Here is a 19950-nt window from a genome sequence, read left to right as displayed (position 1 = left end):
CCTATCACGCCGTCACGTAGCTTCAGAAAAGCTGCTCTAGGCTGACACTCGTTTTTATGGAAGCTCGGAACTCCTCGACAAGACCTTGCTACCGCCGTTCGCGAGTTATATATTCCGACACATCGGAAGATTTAATATGGAGGCTCACATGCCCGCAGTTGCGGAAATGCTGAAGGCGAGCGAGGCCGCCGTTGTCTCACGCGTGAGCCTACGCGACATCAATCGCGTCATCGATGAGCACATCCTGCCAGACGCCTTTGTTTCGCTCGACAATGGCCGCCACGTCCTGGCGGGGGCCTGTTCACTCATTGCCTTCTATTTTGAGAGCGCGCGCCGCCTCACGTCGGAGGAGCGACTGTTTGCCATCCGCACCGCAGAGGCCCGACTGACAAAAGCGCGCACACTCCCCTGGGCGGCCCTGTTGCGCGAGGACTGGACCGTTCACCACGAGTTTCTGACGATCGATCTTATGCCCTTTATGAGAGGTGCGAGCGAACGGCTGGACGACCTTGCCGCAGCGCGAGAGATCGTGACAGCCTCACCCGACGTACTTGGCGGTACGCCTGTCATCCGCGGCACCCGCGTTCCGGTCTATGATGTTGCCGCATCCGTAGCTGCTGGTCATGCGGTTGAGCGCATCCTGGAAGCCTGGCCTAGCCTGGACGCGGAGAATATAAAGCTCGCGTCTATCTACGCGGAAGCGAACCCCTTGCGCGGCCGGCCCCGCGTCTCCGGCGACATTCCCGAAGGCTCAGTCATCATCAAGGATCGTCGCGTCCCCCGTCGTAGGAAGACGGGATGAAGTTTCTGATCGATGAGTGCCTCAGTCCGCAACTGGCAAAAATGGCAATCGAAAAGGGCCACGGCGAAACAAGCCACGTCGTCTGGATGAAAATGGGCGGCCTGAAGGACTGGGAGCTCAAACCGATGATTCTCGAAGACGACTGGACGTTTGTCACGAAGAACTCGGTCGATTTCCGGGGACCAAAAGACAAGCCGGGCACCAAGGGACAATATGCCGACGTCGCCATCCATGCCGGGCTGATCTGCCTTAACGGCCACCCGGCATGGACCTCGACATGCAGCTTGAGTTGTTCGAGCAGGCATTGATCGAGCTCGACAATGACGATGACCTCATCAATCGGGTGTTGGAGATTTCCCTCGAAGACGAAGACCTCCGCGTGCTTCGCTACGGTCTGCCGAAAGAATAGTCAAAAGTGCCCGCGGGGCAGCATGGCCGAGGTAGCTAGGTCACCAAAGCTACTATTTACCCACCTGGCGTTTCAGCGATCCCCTGGACTGTCATCTGAGCCTCAAAGCCGGCGCTCTTGAGAGGGGAACAATTCATCGCGACCGAGCTTGATCGATCGGTTTGCTGTCCCTAGAAACTCTCTGGTGGGGCCTGTAGCTAAATGGTTAGAGCCGTCGGTTCATAACCGATTGGTTCCAGGTTCGAGTCCTGCCGGCCTAGGGCTATTGAATACGCCCATGCTGATTAAAATGCAACTCGCACCAGTGAGCGTAACTGTCCTCCAAGTTCAACGGCACACCCGTGAATGACGACGACCATCCGCGGCCGACTTCGTTCCGCTCGTATTCGAAGCCGTTCGGCAGGAGAATACCAACGCGATGCTCGTCGCCCGTTACCGGGTTCAGGATAGGCTCGCCACGGCCAATGGCGACGCCCTCCGCTTTGCACTTCGCCCGACGAGCCTTCATGTCGACATCGATGCTGATCGCCGTATAGATCGGATCGCGGACGGTTTCGCACATCGCAGTGTAGACCGCCCAGAACGTTGCCATCGGATCAGTTTCCTCGCCGGTCAGAATACTGAGGAGTGCACCGCGCTGAGCGTCGTCCGCGCGTTCGTCAATAATCGGCTGCATGACGCCGCGACCCTCATGAACCGCACCTGGCCAAGCAACGGCGATGGCCATATTCAATCCATCTAGCTTCGCCGCGCCGAAATTTCCCCTGGCGATCGTGAAGAATCCGATGGCCTGGCAATGGCCATGGGTCGGTAAGGCATTGAACTGGCACGGGCATCCGTAGGAACAGTTGCAATTTCCGAATTCCATTCCGTGGAGTTCCCAATCCGTCATTGTTTCCTCCATGAGTGTCACCCGTGGGCGCGCCCGCCGGCATGCGCTCGTTGAGCTCTACCCCTCTGCCACTGCTGACTATATTACCACCAGACGGTCACGAAGCCCTAGTCACCTGAAAGTGGAACATTTCATCATACGCCTGGCCCTATATGGAGTTTTGTTGATTGAGTTGCCTCCAAAACGTAGCTAAGCGAACACGCTCCTCAGGAGCAATTTGACTGCGTGAGACGAGGGGTCTGGCGCGGAGCCGTGGCTCGCTTTACCCTTATGGTCTAAATAAATGCATTGGGGAATGCCGTGAACCTTCGCCATCAGATCGTCGCTCTTGCGGTCGTGCCACTCGTCATTGCGATCCTCACCATTACCGCCTTCATCACGTGGCAGGCTACGAGCCTCGCGCAGAGCAGCATCGACACGTTCGAACGCAACATGCTGAAAGCGAAGGAGACTGAGCTGCTCAACCTCACCAACCTCGCCCGCTCGGCGATCGAGGACGTTTATGCCTCGGCGGGTGCGAACGATGAAGCGGCCAAGGATCGCGTGCGCAGCATTCTGACGTCTCTCGACTACGGCAAGGACGGCTATTTCTTCGTCTATGACTACGATGGCAACAATGTCGTGCACCCGCGGCAGGCCTTCCGGCCGGGCCACAACTGGCTGGATCTGACCGACCCTGACGGCAACCAGGTAATCGCCAACCTAATCCAAAAGGCCAAGGAAGGCGGCGGTCTGTATCAGTACAAGTGGGAGAAACCCTCATCCGGCACGATGGCCGACAAGCTCTCCTTCGCCATGGGGCTGGACAAGTGGCGGTGGATGCTGGGAACTGGCGTCTATCTCGATGACGTCTTCGCGCAGACGGCGGCTGCGAAAGCGGACCTGCGCGAAAAGATCGGCCATACCTTCCTCGTGGTGGCGTTGATAGCTGTGCCCGCCGTTATGGTCGTCTTTGCCACCTGCATGCTCGTTACGTTGCGTGAACGGCGCATGGCAGATAGCAAGCTCAAGGCCCTCACACAGCGCATTATCGACACCCAGGAGGAAGAGCGCGCACGCCTTGCCCGCGAATTGCACGACGGCATATCGCAAAACCTTGTCGGCGTGCGCTATGCAATCGACCTTGCCGGAAGAAAGGTGCGGAACCACGCCGATGACGCATCCGGCGCCATCGATAAGGGCGTGGAGGCGCTCAACGTCGCCATCAAGGAGGTCCGCCGATTGTCGCACGATCTGAGGCCCCCCGCGCTGGACGACCTCGGTCTGACGGCTGCGCTGACAGCACTGAGCAACCATTTCTCCGAACGGACCGGCATCCGTACGGTTCTAGAGGCCGACGCCGGCAAGGACAGGCTGAAGACCGAAGCGAGCACGGCGCTCTACAGGGTTGCCCAGGAAGCGTTGAACAACATCGAGCGCCATTCCGGCGCCCGCGAGGTGCGGATCAAGCTCTGGAGTACTCGCGGCCGGATGCGTATGACGATTTCGGATAATGGCAACGGTTTCGAAGAAAGCGCTCGCCTTGGCCGGACCGGGCAGCAGAGCGGCCTTGGCCTTCGCAACATGCAGGAGCGCATGGCGCATTTCGGCGGTGTTCTCCTCGTCCGGAGCAAGCCGGAGGGAACCGTGCTAACCGCGATGCTTCCTCTTTCGGCCAATGTCAGCCCGAAGAACCGGACGGAAGCTGCATGAGTATTGTCAAGCCGATCAAGGTCGTCCTCATCGACAATCACCCGCTGGTTCTCGACGGCCTTCGCGCCGTGTTGGAGACGTTTTCGCATATCGAGGTGGTCGGCACGGCGGGCCTGGCGCTGACCGGCTTGGAAGTCGCGATCCAGACCAACCCAGCGGTGGTGCTGATCGACATCAACATGCCGAAGCTCAGCGGAATCGAGGCAATCGAGCTGTTCAAGGCAAAGTTGCCCGACTGTCGCATCGTGATGCTGTCAATGCATGACAGCCGAGAATACATCTCGGCATCTGTCCTGCATGGCGCGTCCGGTTATGTCCTCAAGGATGTTTCGACTGACGAGATCGTCACGGCGATCGAGACCGTTGCTGCGGGACGGACCTATTTCTCCACCGGCGTCTCCGAAGTTCTTCTCGATCGCCGGCCGAGCGAGCCCGCAAATCCGCTGACCACCCGCGAGCACGACGTGCTGATGCTGCTGGCATCCGGCAAGAGCAACCGCGCCATTGCCCAGTCGCTGGCCCTTTCCGAGGCGACGGTGGAAACACATCGTAAGAACATCAAGAAGAAGCTTGGAATTTCCAGCACCGCTGGCCTTATTCGCTACGCAATCGACAGCGGTTTTAGCCTTGCGGACGGCTAACCGGTAGGCCTACCCACAACTGGGTAGGCGGTTTTATTTGGTGATCCCAGCTATCTTGTTCACCCAATAAGGACGCCATACGAGTTCCGATGACGGTCGGCGGAGGGTGCCGGCCGGGGAGGAATTCATCATGTCCGGCCTTTTGTCGCTGTCGCGCGTCATCGACGCGCTCAACACGTTTATTGGAAAATCGGTGTCGTGGCTGCTGCTTGCCGCGGTGCTGATCAGTGCCGTCAACGCCGTCACGCGCAAGCTCTTCAACCTGAGCTCCAACGCGTGGCTCGAAGCGCAGTGGTACCTGTTTTCGGCCGTCTTCCTGATCGCGGCTGCCTTTACCCTGCTTAGCAGCGAACATGTGAAGGTCGACCTTGTCTACGGCCACATGCCGCGCAAGGCCCAGCTCTGGGTCGAGATTCTCGGCACGATCTTCTTCCTGTTCCCTTTCTGCCTCATCACCATTTATCTCTCCTGGCCGATCGTGGTGTCGAAGTTCCTGAGCGGTGAGGTGTCGAACAACACCGGCGGCCTGCTTCTCTGGCCGGTCTGGGCGCTGATCCCCATCGGCTTCGGCCTGCTGACCCTGCAAGGTGTCTCCGAGCTCATCAAGCGCGTAGCCATTTTGCGCGGCGACATGCCCGACGCGACGGCACTTGCCGACGCCGAAGCCCAGACGCTCTAACGCCAGGAACCGATCCCATGTTTGCTTTCTTCGCGGAAAACCTCGCGCCCATCATGTTCCTGTCGCTGGTGATCGTGCTGCTGATGGGCTATCCCGTCGCCTTCGCACTGGCCTTCGTCGGCTTTGTCTTCGGCTTCATCGGCATCGAAATGGGCCTGCTGCCGATCAATCTGTTCGGCGCCGTGCCCGACCGCATCTTCGGGCAAATGTCGAATGAAACCCTGCTTGCTATTCCGTTCTTCACCTTCATGGGGCTGATTTTGGAACGAAGTGGCATGGCGGAGGACCTGCTCGATACGATCGGCCAGCTGTTCGGTCCGGTCCGCGGGGGGCTTGCCTTCGCGGTCATCTTCGTCGGCGCGATCCTTGCGGCTACCACTGGCGTCGTCGCGGCCTCGGTCATCTCGATGGGCCTGATCTCCCTGCCTATCATGCTGCGCTACGGCTACGACCGCCGCGTGGCGGCCGGTACGATCGCGGCGTCGGGAACGCTCGCACAGATCATTCCACCGTCGCTCGTGCTGATCATCCTCGCCGACCAGCTCGGCCGCTCGGTCGGCGACATGTACAAGGGCGCGCTGGTGCCCGGCCTGCTGCTCGTTGCGATCTATGCCGGTTACATCATTCTCATGTCCTACCTACAGCCCGCCAGCGTTCCGGCGTTGCCGCCGGAGGCCCGAATACTGCGCGGCTGGAGGCTTGGCCGCAAGGTGGTGACCTCGCTGGTGCCGCCGCTCGTTCTGATCTTCCTGGTGCTCGGCACGATCTTCATCGGCCTTGCGACGCCCACCGAGGGCGGCGCGATGGGAGCCGTCGGCGCGCTCGTCCTGGCCGCATCCAACCGCCGCCTGGATCTCTCCATGATGAGGTCGGCGCTCTATGCCACGGCAAAACTGTCGTCCTTCGTGATTTTTATCCTGCTCGGCGCGCGCGTCTTCTCGCTGACCTTCTACGGCGTCGACGGCCATATCTGGGTCGAGCACCTGATGACCTCGATCCCCGGCGGGGAAATCGGCTTCCTCATCGTTGCCAACCTGCTGGTGTTCTTCCTGGCCTTCTTCCTCGATTATTTCGAGCTGGCCTTCATCATCATCCCGCTCCTAGCGCCGGTCGCCGATGCGCTCGGCATCGACCTCATCTGGTTCGGCGTGATGCTGGCGATCAACATGCAGACCTCGTTCATGCATCCGCCCTTCGGCTTCTCGCTGTTCTACCTGCGTTCTGTTGCACCCAACCGGGCCTACAAGGACAGGATGACCGGCGCGACGATCCAGCCGGTGACCTCGGGCCAGATCTACATGGGCGCCCTGCCGTTCCTCGGCATCCAACTGTTCATGGTCGCGATGGTCGTGGCATTCCCGGGTCTGGTCACCCACTACAAATCCGGTCAGGCGGCGGTCGATCCGGCAACGATCCAGCTGAATGTGCCGATGCCCGGTACCGAGGGTGAAAGCCCGTTCGGAACGCCGACGCAGCCCTTCGGCGCCCCGGAATCGTCTGATGACAGTTCGATGCCGTCCTTCGGAGCGCAAACACCGGAATTCGGTTCGCCGCAGCCAAGCTTCGGCCAGCCCGCCCAGTCCAAATGACCACAACCAAACGGCCCCGGTCGGACATCCGCGCCAGCCGGACACGCAGCCACCTGAGGAGGATACGATGACTGACATTTTGAACCGCCGCAATTTTCTGACCAAGGGCGCGCTCGGCGGCGCGGCAGCGGTCGCCGGGGCTTCGCTCGCGGCACCTGCAATCGCCCAGGAACTCCCGACCCTGAAATGGCGCCTGACGTCCGGCTTCCCGAACAATCTCGACACCATCTATGGCGGCGCCGTCGTCATGGCGGAAGCGCTGTCGAAGATGACCGAGGGCAAGTTCCAGATCCAGGTTTTCCAAGCCGGCGAACTGGTGCCGGGCCCCCAGGCAATCGACGCGGTGCAGAGCAACACCGTGGAAATCGCCCATACCTGCGGCTACTATTTCACCGGCAAGAACCCGACCTTCGCCATCGGCTCGACCATTCCCTTCGGCCTCAACGCCCGCCAGCAGAATGCCTGGCTCTATCACGGCGGCGGCAACGAGCGATATGACGAGTTCCTGAAGGAATACGGCATCGTAGGCAAGCCCGGCGGCGGCACCGGTGCCCAGATGGGTGGCTGGTTCCGCAATGAGATCAAGACCCTGGACGACCTCAAGGGCATCAAGATGCGCATTGCCGGCGTTGCCGGCGAAGTCATGTCGCGCCTTGGGGTCGTGCCGCAGCAGCTTCCGGGCGGCGACATCTATCCGGCGCTGGAACGCGGCACGATCGATGCCGCCGAATGGGTCGGCCCCTATGACGACGAGCGCCTCGGCTTCTACCAGATTGCTCCTTACTACTACTACCCGGCCTATTGGGAGGGCGGGCTGACCATTCACTTCTTCATCAACAAGGCGCAATACGAAGCGCTGCCCGAGCCCTACAAGGTCGCGCTCGACACGGCCTGCAAGGCTGCCAACATCAACATGCAGGCGCTCTACGACGTGAAGAACACGACGGCGATCCGCTCCCTGGTCGGCAAGGGCGTCAACCTTCGCCCGATGCCGCGCGACGTGATGGACGCCGCCTTTAAGGCGACCTTTGAGCTCTATGCCGAATACAGCGAGAAGCACCCCGCTTGGGCGAAGATCTATCCGGCCTGGAAGAAGTTCCGTGACGAGTCCTTCGAGTGGTTCCGCGTCGCCGAATACAGCTACGACAGCTACGTGTATGCTGCCCAAGCGGCGGGAAAGTAACGCGGGATCATCCTGTGTGGCGCAGCGTTGCGCCACACAAGTTAGACAGATTGCCTAGCACGTCGGATTGGCGCGTGGCGGATACCGCAAAGCTTCTCTCTACAAGCGCTGTCAACGGCGAAGCAAACTCCGGCCATGATTTGAGCGCATGAAAGCTGGCACCACGCCCCGCGTGCCATCAGCCGAAGCGACGGCAAGCATTCCAGTCGATACATTTATGCGATCCTGGACGAACAAGCCGCGAACATTTCGTGATTCCGGTGGGCCACGTCCCTGCCCCATAAGGAACTTTACGCCTCCGGGGCCTCCGGTTGAGGACCGATCGCATCGATCTCAGCGATTTTCTGAAACTCCCCAAGATATTCTTGGCGGTGATACGAAAGCCACCGGGGTGATGCGAGTGTTGGCGAGGAGCTTAGCAACGTATCCGCGTGCGACGGTAAGATGCAGATTGTCGATGCCGTAAGTTTCCTCGACGCTTTTCACTTGAGTCTGAAGTGCTGCCAGTTCCCTTTCCATGCGAGCAATCTGCTGGCCTGACGGCGTGGATGCAGCAGCGCCTGTCATCTTTTTGGCGGTCTGGCGATAAGCTCGCCGTAGTTCGCCGCCAGTATTTTGCCGGCCAATGCCCTTCGGATCCGCCCGCCGTTCGTCAGCTCCCAGCTCTCGGCGATCGCTTCCTCGTCGTAGGCGATGCAGGCATGTCGATGGAGGTCGTCCGGCGTCTACTTTGAGACCAACGCATGCGGTCAAGCCTGAATTGACAAATTTGGCGCTCCGTAAAGTTGGAGTCGCACGAACTTTAACATTATGCCATAATGTCAAACATGAGTGGACAATCAGAGACAAAGCTAAAGCACGTCCTCCAGCAAGTCCCCCCTGGTTTCCTGGTGGATTCGGGGTGGATGGCTCGCCATGCCATCTCGCGGCAGTCCGTCTCGGGCTATGTCAAACAGGGCTGGCTCGAGCCGGTCATGTCGGGCGTGTACCGCCGCCCGTTTTCCTCGGACCCCAATCCAGAAGCCGTCGGAGGCTGGAAAATTCCCCTGCTCTCGGCCGTCTGGCTCATGCGGCATAAATTTCATGTCGGAGGAGCAAGTTCCCTCTCCTTGCGAGGACATGCTCATTACCTGTCGTTCGGGGGCGAATTCGCCCTCTATCTCTACGGATCCGATATCCCGGCATGGCTATCGAAGCTGCGGACGGACGCCGACGTGAAGACCAGGAGCAACGTCCTGTTCGGCGAAGGAGCGATCGGCGTCGAAAACGCGGATTTCGATCTTTCCAACGACGAGGATCCGGAGCTGGCACAAAGCCCATGGCGCTGGCCGATGCCGATGTCCTCACCCGAACGCGCGATCCTCGAAATGCTCGGCGAGGTCCCAAAAGGAGAAAGCTTCCACAAGGTGGACGTGGCGTTCGAGAGCCTCGCCAATCTGCGCCCGAAACTGCTGACGACGCTCCTCACCCTATGCCGAAGCGTCAAAACCAAGCGCCTCTTCTTCGTGTTTGCCGACAAGCACAATCATGCCTGGCGCCGGCACATCGACATCTCCTCCGTCGATCTCGGCAAGGGTGACCGGGCGCTGACGCCGGGCGGCCGGCTGCACCCTATCTACCGCATCACAGTCCCGGCCGACTTGATGCCAAAGGAGACCCCGAATGGCCCGTGAACAATACATGCGCCAGGTCGACCTCCTGGTGCGGACCCTTCCTTTCATCGCCCGCCACGAGGCCTTCGCCCTGAAGGGCGGGACTGCGATCAACCTCTTCTATCGCGACATGCCGCGGCTCTCGGTCGATATCGATCTGACCTATCTGCCGATCGAGGACCGTGAAACGACGCTGAAAAACATCGACACGACACTGGAACACATCCGTGAAGACTTGATCCGCAATCTGCGCGGTGTGAGCGTCCAGAGAATCGCCGGCGGCGGGAACAACGACACGCGCGTTCTCGTCCGGCAGGGAAATGCCGAAATCAAGATCGAGACGTCACCCGTTGCGCGAGGAACGGTCCATCCGCCCGAACGCCGACGTGTGAGCGCGGCCGTCGAAGACGCATACGGGTTCGCCGAAATGCAGGTCGTCTCGTTCGAGGACCTGTTCGGCGGAAAGCTGCACGCGGCGGTGGACCGGCAGCATCCGCGAGACCTGTTCGATGTGAAGCTGCTCTATGAAAACGAGGGATTGACCGACGCCCTGTTCCGGACTTTCCTGATCTATGTCGCCAGCTCCGGGCGCCCGCCGCACGAGCTGGTCAGGCCTTCGCTCGCAGATCTCGACGAAGCCTTCGTGAGGGAGTTCGAGGGGATGACGATCGAGCCCGTCGGCCTCGACGATCTGAAAGCAGCGAGGACCCGGATGACGGCGGATATCCTCGCAAAGCTCGACGACAAGGCGATGCGCTTCCTGCTGTCACTCCACGATGGCGAACCAGATTTCAAGGCAATCGGCCTGCCCCAGGCGGCGGAGCTGCCCGCCGTCCGCTGGAAGCTGCTCAACCTAGAAAAGCTGAAGGCTCAGAATCCAGAGAAGCATGCTGAGCAGCGGCGTGAGATCGAGGAGATCGTGTCACAGCCTCGCAAGGATTCCGGAGGGGAAAAGATCTAACCTATGGGTACTTCGATTGAACTGACGGTGAGTGGCGTCTCCCTCACCTCTGGCGCGGAACCGACTTTCACACCTCGCCTTGATCGGAATCGAGACGTAGACCCGCAAATACAATGATCCGGGTTGCCCTTGCCTTGCAGGGTTCGAACTGAGGCTATGATCCGCGGTCAGATCAAATAAGCGATTTCAGTAATTAACGAAAATGGGATTTTGTTTATTAACCGGGCATGCTAATTAAAGCCGACAGACTTAGCCAAACTAGAAAGTGCATGAGGGACGACACAGCTGGTGGAAATCACCTTGGTCGTTTTGTGGAGACCGCTGTTGGCGGCGAGCGTGTGAAGGCTTTTGTACCTCCACCTCTCCCCCAAACGAAATTACTGGCCTCTTGACGCGACTCAGCGCCGCCGAATGCGCTCTGGGGCGACCTGATGGCATTTCCATCCTGCTTCCGAACAAAGAACGTTGCCTGTACATGTACGCACGCAAGGAGGCTGTCCTTTCTTCCCAAATCGAGGGCACGCAGTCGACACAGTCCGATCTCCTGCGCTTCGAGACAGAAGCAATCAGCGGCGAGCCTGTCGATGACATCCGCGAAGTCTCCAACTATATCGACGCCATGATGTTCGGTCTCGAGCGAATGCGGCAGGTGCCGCTGTCACTGCGCCTCATCCGGGAAATGCACCAGCGGTTGCTGTGAACGCTGCACTAGACCAACTACAGAGACTCGGCATCGTTGAGTAAGCGACGGGGCGGCGCCGTGGCCGGGTGTTGAAGGGCGCTTCTGCACCCGAAAGTTCGCCTTGGCATGTCCTTGATCTGCTGCCTTGGTCGTCTTCAAACAATCCCAGCGCCCGCGTACCCGACGGTCTGATCTTCCAACGCGGCCGGTGTCGAAGTTTGGCCAGCGACCGATGCTGCATAGTCGGGCCGCTATAGCTTTGTGAGCTTGCGTGTAGGCGCAATCCATTCCTTCGACACGGAAGCGCGATTCCACGGAAGCTTTCGTCATGAGTCTTTCCTTCTGAAATTTCCGCGGGATAAGACCTCTAGCAACTAGAGCTGCACGGGCGGTTGTGAAAAACTCTGCGCTCCAATCGCCACTGACCGGAACAGTTAATCCTGGTAGTGCATTCGAACCGATCATCTATGACCCTCCAGGAAGATGCGGATGTCAGAACCTCAAGAAATCGGAGCCGAACTCGGCGTGACTGCACTCTTTGATCCGCAACGCGAGATCGAGGAGCGGGTCGCCTTCCTGAAGGAGTATCTCGTCGCGGCGCATATGCGCTGCTACGTTCTCGGCATCAGCGGCGGCGTGGACTCCCTCACAGCGGCGCTCCTGGCGCAAACCGCCGTTGGGGAGCTTCGGGAAACCGGCTACGAAGCCGAATTCGTCGCCGTCCGTCTTCCCTATGGCGAGCAAGCAGACGAAGAGGATGCTCAGCGCGCGCTCGCGGCGATCGGCCCGGACAAGACCATGACCGTCAACATACGAGCGGCGGCCGACGCAATGTTGGCCGACCTCAAGGCCGGCGGATTCAGGGCTGAGAGTGCCGCACACGAGGACTTCCTGCTCGGCAATATCAAGGCCCGGCAGCGGATGATTGCCCAGTTCGCGCTGGCCGGCGCGTCGAGGGGCCTCGTCATTGGCACTGATCATGCCGCCGAGGCGGTCATGGGTTTCTTCACGAAGTTCGGGGATGGCGCAGCCGACATCCTGCCGCTGTCGGGCCTCACGAAGCGCCGCGTCCGCGCCCTGGCGACAGTTCTCGGCGCACCCGAACACCTGGTCTACAAGACGCCGACCGCCGATTTGGAATCCAACGCGCCATTGCGTCCGGACGAAGACGCCTACGGGGTCACCTACGACCAGATCGACGACTTCCTCGAGGGAAAGGCCATAGACGAAGTCGCCCACCAGCGGATCATCAAGGCATATCTGCTGACCGGGCATAAGCGCGCATTGCCTGTCGCGGCACATGAGTTTTTGCCAAGGGCGCGCTCACTTTCAGCACAAACCCGCTAGGATTCGACTATCATCGTAGGTCGGCAGAATGCCCGCGCGGATATGCCCAAGATTGAATGCGACGTGCTGGGCCTAGAAGAACTGCTCGCCTGAGAACGCGGAAGGGAGCACATGGGCATCTACGCTGATATCATCTTACCGAGGCTCTGCGATCATTCGATGCGCAACGACCGACTGCGGCCCTATCGGGAGCGGGTGATCGCGCGGCGGAGGGGCGAGTCCTTGAGATCGGAGTTGGTTCGGGTCTTAACCTGCCTTTCTACGGTCCGACGGTGAGGGAAGTTCTCGCGCTCGAGCCGGCCCCAAAACTTCTAGCGATGGCGCGTCGTGTGCCGGATCCAGGAATGCCCGTCAGCTTCATCGAGGCGTCTGCAGAATCCATCCCCCTTGACCACCAGAGCGTCGACACGGTCGTGACGACCTGGACCTTGTGCACGGATCCGGAGGCCGCTGCGGCGATCGCGGAGAAGCGCGATCGCTTCCACGGTCGGATGGGCCGCATTCAGCTCCCGGATGCGCCCGGCGCAAGTGCGTCGCGTCGTCGCCCCTATCTCAAGGCCGAAGCCACGCAGGGTGCCCCGGAGGCTCACCTCATATCGTGAAGCTTACCCTGCCGGATCGTCTCCAACGATGACCACCGCGAGCCCCGCGCGCACACCCGCTTCGCTTTCCAGCGCCTTGGTGGCGAATTTCACGGTTTCGATGACCGAAGCGGCAACAGCCTTGCCATCAATACATTGCGCCACGGATCACCCCATCCGTTCTGACGCGTAGGACCCCGGGCTCGGCGGGAAGACGACGGCGCGGTTGCCGTTGATGAAGCAGCGGTGATGGATATGGGCGTGCACGGCGCGAGCCAGCACCTGGCTTTCGACGTCGCGGCCGATCGAGACGTAATCCTCGGCCGACTGCGCATGGGTGATGCGGGCGATATCCTGCTCGATGATCGGTCCCTCGTCGAGATCGGCGGTGACGTAATGCGCCGTCGCGCCGATCAGCTTCACGCCGCGCTCATTGGCCTGCTTGTAGGGGTTCGCCCCCTTGAACGAGGGCAGGAAGGAGTGGTGGATGTTGACGATCTTCCCCGACATCTTCTTGCAGAGCGCATCGGAAAGCACCTGCATGTAGCGGGCCAGCACGATCAGCTCGGCGCCGGTCTGCTCGACGACGTCCATCAGCTGGGCTTCGGCCTTCGGCTTGTTTTCCTTCGTCACCTTGATGCAGTGGAAGGGGATGTCGTGGTTGACGACCACCTTCTGGTAGTCGAAGTGGTTGGAGACGACCCCGACGATGTCGATCGGCAAGGCGCCGATCTTCCAGCGGTAGAGAAGATCGTTCAGGCAATGGCCGAAGCGCGACACCATGAGCAGCACCTTCATGCGCTCCTCGGAATCACGGATCTGCATCGTCATCTCGAAGCGCTTGATCACCGGTTCGAAGCCTTCGCGGAGTTCTTCGAGCTTGGCGCCCTGCTCGCTGACGAAAGCCAACCGCATGAAGAACAAACCCGTTTCGAGATCGTCGAACTGCGACGAGTCGATGATGTTGCAGCCCTTCTCGGCAAGATAGCCGGAAACGGCGGCGATAATCCCGCGGGTGGATTTGCAGCTGACGGTCAGGACATAAGAAGTCATAGCTTTCCTTTGTTCAAACATCAGGCGGGAGCGACGCACTGCGAACGACTCCGTCACATCGTCTTCTGTATCTCCGGCAGGACGTCGAAGAGATCAGCGACGAGGCCGTAGTCGGCGACCTGGAAGATCGGCGCTTCCTCGTCCTTGTTGATGGCGACGATCACCTTGCTGTCCTTCATGCCGGCGAGGTGCTGGATCGCACCGGAAATGCCGCAGGCGATGTAGAGGTCGGGGGCGACCACCTTACCGGTCTGGCCGACCTGCCAGTCGTTCGGCGCATAGCCGGCATCGACGGCGGCGCGTGAGGCGCCGACGGCGGCCCCGAGCTTGTCGGCAACCGGGAGGATGACTTCCTTGAACTTCTCCGAGGAGCCGAGCGCCCGGCCGCCGGAGATGATGATCTTCGCCGAGGTCAGTTCCGGCCGGTCGGAGGACGACAGCGCATCGGAAACATGGGCGGAAAGGCCGGGATTAGCCGCGGCGGCAACCGTCTCGACCGGGGCCGAGCCGCCTTCTTGAGCAGCGGCAAAGGAGGCGGTGCGCACGGTGATCACCTTCTTCGGCTCGCTCGTCTGCACCGTCTGGATGGCGTTGCCGGCATAGATCGGCCGTTTGAAGGTATCGGGCGCGACGACCTCGATGATCTGATGACGTCCCGGGGAGTGGGGTGGCATGAGCGCCGTGCTTTTCGGACGGAGCCGGGAATAGGCCACCTTGGCGTAACGGGCAGGCTGATGAGCGGATCATCGCTCATCGCGCCGACGCGTTTTGTTGGTCGTGACTAGAGAACCTGCGGCCATTGCTGGTGCGCGTGCATGACGGTGAGGATCTCGACGTCTCGACTTATGCGGTAGGGAATGATGTAGGGAATGTCGGCCAGCACGAGCTCGCGCGTGCTCTTGATACGACCAGGCCGCCCACTGGCAGGGTACTCCGCTAACGCATCCACGGCAGTGACAATCCGCGCCACGACGCGAGCCGCCGCATCTGGATCGTCTTTCTCGATATACGCGCCGATCTCATCAAGTCGCCGCAACGCCCGCAGCGTCCAACGAATACGCTTCCGACTCATGATTGGCGAGCAGACTTGACGTACTTCCTGAGGACTCTCGCCACATCTTCATCGCTGGCGAACTCACCCCGGTCGGCCTCGGTCAACCCGGCTTCAATCTCGGCAAGCTGCCATTCTTGCTGCTCAACGAAAGCTTCGATGGCCTCTGCAGCCATATAAGAGCGAGACCGATCCAGCTTCTCAGCGAGCTGATCCAGCTTGCTCGCGGTTTCATCTTTTACACGCACGGTAAACGCAGCGGTCATGGGATCTAACCTTCCTTGGTTCACTTTGATTATCGATGAACCGCACTGGTGCGTCAAGGTTCAAAGCAATTCTTCAAAGCATCCGCTACGCGACTGATCCATCGGTTTTTCTTAGAAACGTCCTGGTGGGGCCTGTAGCTCAATGGTTAGAGCCGTCGACTCATGACCGACTGGTTGCAGGTTCGAGCCCTGCCCGGCCCACCATACCACCATACTGATCGCGACGGCCCAACAGCCATTGGTTAGTTATTCAAAAAGAGCCACCAGACCTGGAGAAGCCGGTCAGTGCCAGTCGATACATTATGCGATCTTCGTGGCCCAAAGGGTGAACATCACAGCAACAAGGCGTGCAGGGCTCGTGGAAGCACATTCTGTCCGGCCCGTAAGGCGCGTCCACGCTTAGGTCTGCAAACGACAGCATTGCGCCCCCATTTCGGCCGTAAAACCAGCTTCTCCTGAATGCAGACATTGCAGGCGACCGAGCTGGGAGGTCTGTGGACGCTGCCGTTCACCTCTCGATATGCGCCTTCTTCAGGCCGGGGGAATGGGCCCCCGCTCTTAGCCGAGTGAGCAAGCGGATTTTTCAACACACATGGTGGCGTTATTGCCCTGAGCGGCATCCCCGCCGCTAGATGCGTGTGCCGGGTCCCGGTACCGGCCGGCGAACGAAGGTGGGAAATCCCTATACCGAATACATTCACCGCTTGAGCTTGTCGGTCGCCTCGACAATCTCTTCCAAATCGCCGAGACGTAACCCGATGGCGCAGCCGGCATTTATCACCGCATCGGCGAAAGCGGGGATCTCGCTCTCCAGCATGAGCCGGCTCGAACCAGGAGCCGCCCTGGCCAATACCCTTTCAACGAACAGTGGCCTGAACAGGCAGTGGCGCGGCTGACGCCACCCTCCGCTTTTAGCACCGCCATCAACGGCAACGACTTCGGTAAAAACGTATAGAGTAGACGAGGCGCCGAAAGCCGGCGCCTCGTGCATGCTCGACCGTCTTACCTGCTTACCCTATCAGGGCGCCGTCCTCGCGCTTAACGGCGATGAGCGTAGAACGCGGCAGCTTGCCTTCGCCATCCGGGAACGGCGCGTTGGGATGCTGGATGCCGACAAACATGGTGCGCCTGTCGGCAGACCAGATTAGCCCGGTAACTTCGCAGCCCAGCGGGCCTGTCAGGAAGCGCTCGATGCGGCCGGTCGCGGGATCGCCGGCGAGCATCTGATTGTTGCCCTGACCGGCGAAGTCGGCCTCGTTGGTGTCTTCTCCGTCAGTCTGGATCCAAAGGAGACCGGTGGAATCGAAAATCATACCGTCCGGCGAGTTGAACATGTTGCCGGAGTTGATGTTGGACGAACCGGCATAGGCGTCGCCCTTGTGGACGTCCGGATTGCCGGCCATGACGAACAGGTCCCACTTGAACTTGCCATCGGCATGGTCGTCGTTTTCCGGATACCAGCGGACGATCTGGCCATATTCGTTCTTTTCGCGCGGATTCGGGCCGCCGACCGACATTTCGTCGCCGCCGGCATTGGTGCGCAGCTTGCCATCTTTGATTTCGCCGCGGCGGCTGTTGTTGGTGAGCGCGCAATAGGCTTCGATGGCGACGGGGTTGATTGCCACCCATTCCGGTCGATCCATGGTGGTGGCGCCCACCTTGGAGGCGGCCTGCCGGGTGAAGACGCAGATCTCGTCCATCTTCATGCCGGTCGTTTCTGGGGTGAGGGCCAACCATTCGCCATTGCCGTCGTCGGAAAACTTCGCAACGAAGAGCGTGCCTTCATCCAGCAGCTTAGAGGTGTCGCCGCCAGGGACGTAGATGCCGTTCGAGACATATTTATAGAGGAATTCGCCGCGTTCGTCGTCGCCCATGTAGACAACCACGCGACCGTCGCGTGCGATGACAACAGCGGCGTTCTCATGCTTGATACGGCCGAGTGCGGTGCGCTTGACCGGGGTCGACGATGCATCCGACGGATCGATTTCGACGACATAGCCGGCGCGGCGCGGCTCGTTAGGGTTCTTAGAGACGTCGAAACGGGGATCGAAGGCCTCGTAGCCGTAGCGGGTCTCGGCAACTATGCCGTAGCGCTTGAAGTCGTCGGGCATGGCGAAGTTCGGGTTAGTGGAGCCGAAGTAGCCGTTGAAGTTTTCCTCGCAGGTGAGATAGGTGCCCCACGGCGTCTTGCCGGCGCCGCAGTTGTTGAAGGTCCCGAGACAGTCGGTGCCGTTTGGATCAGCTTCAGTTTTTATAAGATCGGAACCAGCGGCCGGACCGGAGATCTTCATCGGCGTCAGATGGGTAATGCGGCGATTGAACGGGCTGTCGAGCACGATTTCCCAGCCGTTTTCACCTTCAGCAACTTCCATAACCGTGACGCCCTGCAGGTTCTGCAGGATCTTCACCTCGTCGGCATTCTTCGGCATGCCCTTTTCATTGTTCGGAAGATTGATCTCGTTGTTGACGTATTCGTGGTTGACCGCGATGATCTGATGCTCGCCGATGACGAACAGTTCCATGCCGTCGGTGTTTTCACCGAAGACCTTGTCGGAATTTTCCAGGCTCACCCCCGTTGCCGGGTCTATATCCGAAATATTTGAAAATAGCGGCTGCCCCCACTTGGCGAGCGGCTTCCAGGAATAGCCTTCGGGGACATGCACGGTGTTGTCGGTGAAGATTGGGATCGGTTTGAATGCAAAGCGCGAGGCGGCGGCCTCCTGCGCCTGGGCCGAGGTGGAGGACATCAGGTTGGCGGCGGTGCCGAGCGTGCCCATTGCAGCCGCGGCCGAACCCATCGCCAGGATACCACCGAGGAAGCCGCGGCGTGAGAGGGCGGCTTCGACAATCCGGTCGAAATCGGTTTCCGCCGGCGGTGGGTTCTGCAGTTCGTCCCATTCGTCCCAGGACAGTTTGCTCTTGTCGATGTCGGTCATGGCGTCTCTCCGTCGCTGCTTTTCGATATAATTCCAAGGAGGGGCCTATCGCTGTAAAATTACATCCAGATGACACAAAGAGCGAGGCCTGCGGTTCTCGTCTGCCCGGAACCACTTTCGCGACTTTGCGGATCTTGGATGCCTCAGTTCACGTGTTCTCCAAGAGATCACTGTGACGGATCAGCCAAGCGACGCTATGGTTTGCAAAGCGATGCCACGTCCAGTGCATGTGGTCTCGGGCGTTGTCCGCTGCTCGACCACTTCGTCTCTGGCAATAGGCAAAGTGCGGTGAGTGCCTCGGACCCTTAGGATGGCTTAACTGCCTCAGTAGTCGGTCGTCGCGTAGCATTTTTCATCATCCGGAAGCCAGCCACAGTACGCCGACTGCAGCGACCATCGGGGCTGCGAACTTGAGCCAATTTTGCGGAGGGGACAGTATGCGTCCCTGAGCAGCGCCGTCCGTGCTGGCCGCATAGAGTGCAAATGCGCACCACCCCGACATGAAAACGACGGCACCCGCTTGCGCGCCGACATAGATATCGCCGACGAACCAGGTGCCCAGGGTGAGCGCTGCCAACAAAACGATCAGGCCAACCGCGATGACGATCGTAGCGTGATCATCCGGCTGGTTCGGCCTGAATTCCCTGCGTTGGCGTCTTCGTGCCGCAATCCACTTCATCGCTGCGTCTCCCTCGCGGTCTCGGCGTTGAATGCTCAAGAGTGCCGTTTTTCGGAGCGTTTACCGCTGTGAACGGTCTCGGCCTTTAAGCCGCACCCTTTTGCGGAGCGATCGCGATGGCGGAGAGATCGGCCTCGGGGTTAACCGGCGTTTTCGCTTCCTTACGCTCTGAATAGCGGTCGACCAATTGAGCCGAGTGCGGCCGCAGGAGGATCGTAAAGCGGACGAGCTCCTCCATGACATCGACGATGCGGTTGTAGTAGCTGGAAGGCTTCATGCGCCCGTTCGCATCGAATTCCTGGAACGCCTTGGCGACGCTCGACTGGTTCGGGATGGTGTACATGCGCATCCAACGTCCAAGGATACGCAGCGTGTTGACTGCGTTGAAGCTTTGCGACCCACCGGACACCTGCATGACAGCGAGGGTACGGCCTTGCGTCGGACGGATGCCGCCCATGTTCAGCGGCAGGTGATCGACCTGCGCCTTCATGAGTCCGGTGATCTGGCCATGGCGCTCCGGTGAGCACCAGACCATTCCTTCGGACCAGATCGCATGCTCACGGAGCTCCTTCACGGCCGGGTGATCGTCGCCCTTGACCTGGTCGGGAAGCGGCAGGTCCGAAGGATCGAATATGCGGGTCTCCGCGCCGAAGTACTCGAGAATTCGCGCCGCCTCCTCTACTGAGAACCGGGAGTAGGAGTGCTCGCGCAGCGATCCATAGAGGAGCAGGATGCGGGGCTTATGGTCCACCGGACCGAGGCCTTCCGCTGGATTGCGGTGTGCGTAGGCAGGGTCGAGAGCCGGCAGGTGGTTGATGTCAGAAACGGTGCGCAATCTCATTTCAGGGTCTCCTA

20 protein-coding genes, 1 tRNA gene and 5 pseudogenes are annotated in these 19950 nt (G+C 60.0%); 14 read left to right on the top strand and 12 right to left on the bottom strand.

The window, feature by feature from the left end:
* The first annotated feature begins 136 nt into the window (after positions 1-136).
* Genes ACFHWW_RS07155 through ACFHWW_RS07145 form a run of 3 tightly spaced genes read left to right on the top strand, consistent with a single transcriptional unit; the run spans position 137 to position 1211 of the window.
* Entirely contained in the window at positions 137-802 is a 666-nt protein-coding gene (locus ACFHWW_RS07155) for a DUF433 domain-containing protein (protein ID WP_379937811.1), read from the top strand.
* On the top strand, positions 799-1110 hold the full coding sequence (locus ACFHWW_RS07150; RefSeq protein ID WP_379937810.1) for a DUF5615 family PIN-like protein: 312 nt from the start codon (positions 799-801) through the stop codon (positions 1108-1110). The genes ACFHWW_RS07155 and ACFHWW_RS07150 overlap by 4 nt, the downstream gene beginning before the upstream one ends.
* On the top strand, positions 1080-1211 hold the full coding sequence (locus ACFHWW_RS07145) for a hypothetical protein (protein WP_379937809.1): 132 nt from the start codon (positions 1080-1082) through the stop codon (positions 1209-1211). Before ACFHWW_RS07150 ends, ACFHWW_RS07145 begins: the two co-directional genes overlap by 31 nt.
* A 262-nt stretch (positions 1212-1473) precedes the next feature.
* Here ACFHWW_RS07145 and ACFHWW_RS07140 read toward each other — a convergent pair whose 3' ends face one another.
* Positions 1474-2103, bottom strand: coding sequence for a DUF1326 domain-containing protein (locus ACFHWW_RS07140; protein WP_379937808.1), 630 nt, complete (start codon positions 2101-2103; stop codon positions 1474-1476).
* A 300-nt stretch (positions 2104-2403) separates the two neighbouring features.
* Between ACFHWW_RS07140 and ACFHWW_RS07135 the strand changes: the two genes are divergently transcribed.
* The 5 genes from ACFHWW_RS07135 (at position 2404) to ACFHWW_RS07115 (ending at position 7887) form a co-directional block, all read left to right on the top strand.
* Complete coding sequence (locus ACFHWW_RS07135) at positions 2404-3795, top strand: cache domain-containing protein (protein WP_379937807.1); 1392 nt, start codon at positions 2404-2406, stop codon at positions 3793-3795.
* Positions 3792-4436, top strand: coding sequence for a response regulator transcription factor (locus ACFHWW_RS07130; protein ID WP_275598516.1), 645 nt, complete (start codon positions 3792-3794; stop codon positions 4434-4436). Before ACFHWW_RS07135 ends, ACFHWW_RS07130 begins: the two co-directional genes overlap by 4 nt.
* A gap of 130 nt (positions 4437-4566) precedes the next feature.
* Positions 4567-5115: a TRAP transporter small permease subunit gene (locus ACFHWW_RS07125; RefSeq protein ID WP_275598517.1), complete on the top strand. Its 549-nt coding sequence runs from the start codon at positions 4567-4569 to the stop codon at positions 5113-5115.
* 17 nt (positions 5116-5132) lie between these two features.
* Positions 5133-6704: a TRAP transporter large permease subunit gene (locus ACFHWW_RS07120; RefSeq protein WP_379937806.1), complete on the top strand. Its 1572-nt coding sequence runs from the start codon at positions 5133-5135 to the stop codon at positions 6702-6704.
* 67 nt (positions 6705-6771) lie between these two features.
* Positions 6772-7887 carry a TRAP transporter substrate-binding protein gene (locus ACFHWW_RS07115; RefSeq protein ID WP_379937805.1) on the top strand — a complete coding sequence of 372 codons (1116 nt, stop codon included), beginning with the start codon at positions 6772-6774 and terminating at the stop codon, positions 7885-7887.
* Between the two features lie 333 nt (positions 7888-8220).
* Here ACFHWW_RS07115 and ACFHWW_RS07110 read toward each other — a convergent pair whose 3' ends face one another.
* Together ACFHWW_RS07110 and ACFHWW_RS07105 are read right to left on the bottom strand one after the other, a co-directional pair.
* Positions 8221-8406 (bottom strand): plasmid partitioning protein RepB C-terminal domain-containing protein, encoded by a 186-nt coding sequence (locus ACFHWW_RS07110; protein WP_379937804.1) that lies wholly within the window; start codon positions 8404-8406, stop codon positions 8221-8223.
* Positions 8407-8465: 59 nt separating this feature from the next.
* Positions 8466-8612 (bottom strand): annotated as a pseudogene (locus ACFHWW_RS07105) (LysR family transcriptional regulator); the annotation flags it as partial.
* Positions 8613-8705: 93 nt separating this feature from the next.
* On the opposite strand from ACFHWW_RS07105, the gene ACFHWW_RS07100 reads away from it, so the two are divergent.
* From ACFHWW_RS07100 to ACFHWW_RS07080, 5 genes and pseudogenes are all read left to right on the top strand, one after another.
* A complete protein-coding gene (locus ACFHWW_RS07100) occupies positions 8706-9560 on the top strand; it encodes a type IV toxin-antitoxin system AbiEi family antitoxin domain-containing protein (RefSeq protein ID WP_379937803.1) in 855 nt (284 codons plus the stop codon).
* Positions 9550-10500, top strand: a complete 951-nt coding sequence (locus ACFHWW_RS07095) for a nucleotidyl transferase AbiEii/AbiGii toxin family protein (RefSeq protein WP_379937801.1) — start codon at positions 9550-9552, stop codon at positions 10498-10500. The genes ACFHWW_RS07100 and ACFHWW_RS07095 overlap by 11 nt, the downstream gene beginning before the upstream one ends.
* Before the next feature lie 269 nt (positions 10501-10769).
* Positions 10770-11197, top strand: a pseudogene (locus ACFHWW_RS07090) (Fic/DOC family N-terminal domain-containing protein); the annotation flags it as partial.
* 474 nt (positions 11198-11671) lie between these two features.
* Entirely contained in the window at positions 11672-12529 is an 858-nt protein-coding gene (nadE, locus tag ACFHWW_RS07085) for an ammonia-dependent NAD(+) synthetase (protein ID WP_379937800.1), read from the top strand.
* Between the two features lie 111 nt (positions 12530-12640).
* A pseudogene (locus tag ACFHWW_RS07080) lies at positions 12641-13002 on the top strand (class I SAM-dependent methyltransferase); the annotation flags it as partial.
* 138 nt (positions 13003-13140) lie between these two features.
* Here the strand turns inward: ACFHWW_RS07080 and ACFHWW_RS07075 are convergent.
* The 5 genes and pseudogenes from ACFHWW_RS07075 to ACFHWW_RS07055 form a co-directional block, all read right to left on the bottom strand.
* A pseudogene (locus ACFHWW_RS07075) lies at positions 13141-13275 on the bottom strand (bifunctional methylenetetrahydrofolate dehydrogenase/methenyltetrahydrofolate cyclohydrolase); the annotation flags it as partial.
* Positions 13276-13278: 3 nt separating this feature from the next.
* The gene (gene purU, locus ACFHWW_RS07070; protein WP_379937799.1) at positions 13279-14163 is read right to left on the bottom strand and encodes a formyltetrahydrofolate deformylase; all 885 of its coding nucleotides are present in this window, start codon (positions 14161-14163) and stop codon (positions 13279-13281) included.
* A gap of 53 nt (positions 14164-14216) precedes the next feature.
* A pseudogene (locus tag ACFHWW_RS07065) lies at positions 14217-14810 on the bottom strand (electron transfer flavoprotein subunit alpha/FixB family protein); the annotation flags it as partial.
* Positions 14811-14944: 134 nt separating this feature from the next.
* Positions 14945-15235 (bottom strand): type II toxin-antitoxin system RelE/ParE family toxin, encoded by a 291-nt coding sequence (locus ACFHWW_RS07060; protein WP_057248323.1) that lies wholly within the window; start codon positions 15233-15235, stop codon positions 14945-14947.
* On the bottom strand, positions 15232-15480 hold the full coding sequence (locus ACFHWW_RS07055; protein ID WP_379937798.1) for a CopG family ribbon-helix-helix protein: 249 nt from the start codon (positions 15478-15480) through the stop codon (positions 15232-15234). The genes ACFHWW_RS07060 and ACFHWW_RS07055 overlap by 4 nt, the downstream gene beginning before the upstream one ends.
* Before the next feature lie 128 nt (positions 15481-15608).
* On the opposite strand from ACFHWW_RS07055, the gene ACFHWW_RS07050 reads away from it, so the two are divergent.
* Positions 15609-15684 (top strand) — tRNA-Ile (locus ACFHWW_RS07050).
* Between the two features lie 493 nt (positions 15685-16177).
* Here the strand turns inward: ACFHWW_RS07050 and ACFHWW_RS07045 are convergent.
* The 4 genes from ACFHWW_RS07045 to arsH form a co-directional block, all read right to left on the bottom strand.
* Positions 16178-16471: a hypothetical protein gene (locus tag ACFHWW_RS07045; RefSeq protein ID WP_379937797.1), complete on the bottom strand. Its 294-nt coding sequence runs from the start codon at positions 16469-16471 to the stop codon at positions 16178-16180.
* 19 nt (positions 16472-16490) lie between these two features.
* Positions 16491-18416, bottom strand: a complete 1926-nt coding sequence (locus ACFHWW_RS07040; RefSeq protein WP_379937796.1) for a PhoX family protein — start codon at positions 18414-18416, stop codon at positions 16491-16493.
* A gap of 355 nt (positions 18417-18771) precedes the next feature.
* The gene (locus ACFHWW_RS07035; RefSeq protein WP_379937795.1) at positions 18772-19095 is read right to left on the bottom strand and encodes a hypothetical protein; all 324 of its coding nucleotides are present in this window, start codon (positions 19093-19095) and stop codon (positions 18772-18774) included.
* Positions 19096-19180: 85 nt separating this feature from the next.
* The gene (gene arsH / locus ACFHWW_RS07030) at positions 19181-19936 is read right to left on the bottom strand and encodes an arsenical resistance protein ArsH (RefSeq protein WP_379937793.1); all 756 of its coding nucleotides are present in this window, start codon (positions 19934-19936) and stop codon (positions 19181-19183) included.
* Positions 19937-19950 lie beyond the last annotated feature (14 nt).

Source organism: Sinorhizobium sp. P24N7, from assembly GCF_042436655.1.
GTDB lineage: Bacteria > Pseudomonadota > Alphaproteobacteria > Rhizobiales > Rhizobiaceae > Sinorhizobium > Sinorhizobium meliloti_A.
Note: the sequence above shows the minus strand (reverse complement) of the source record. Positions and strands in the feature narration are given on the sequence as shown.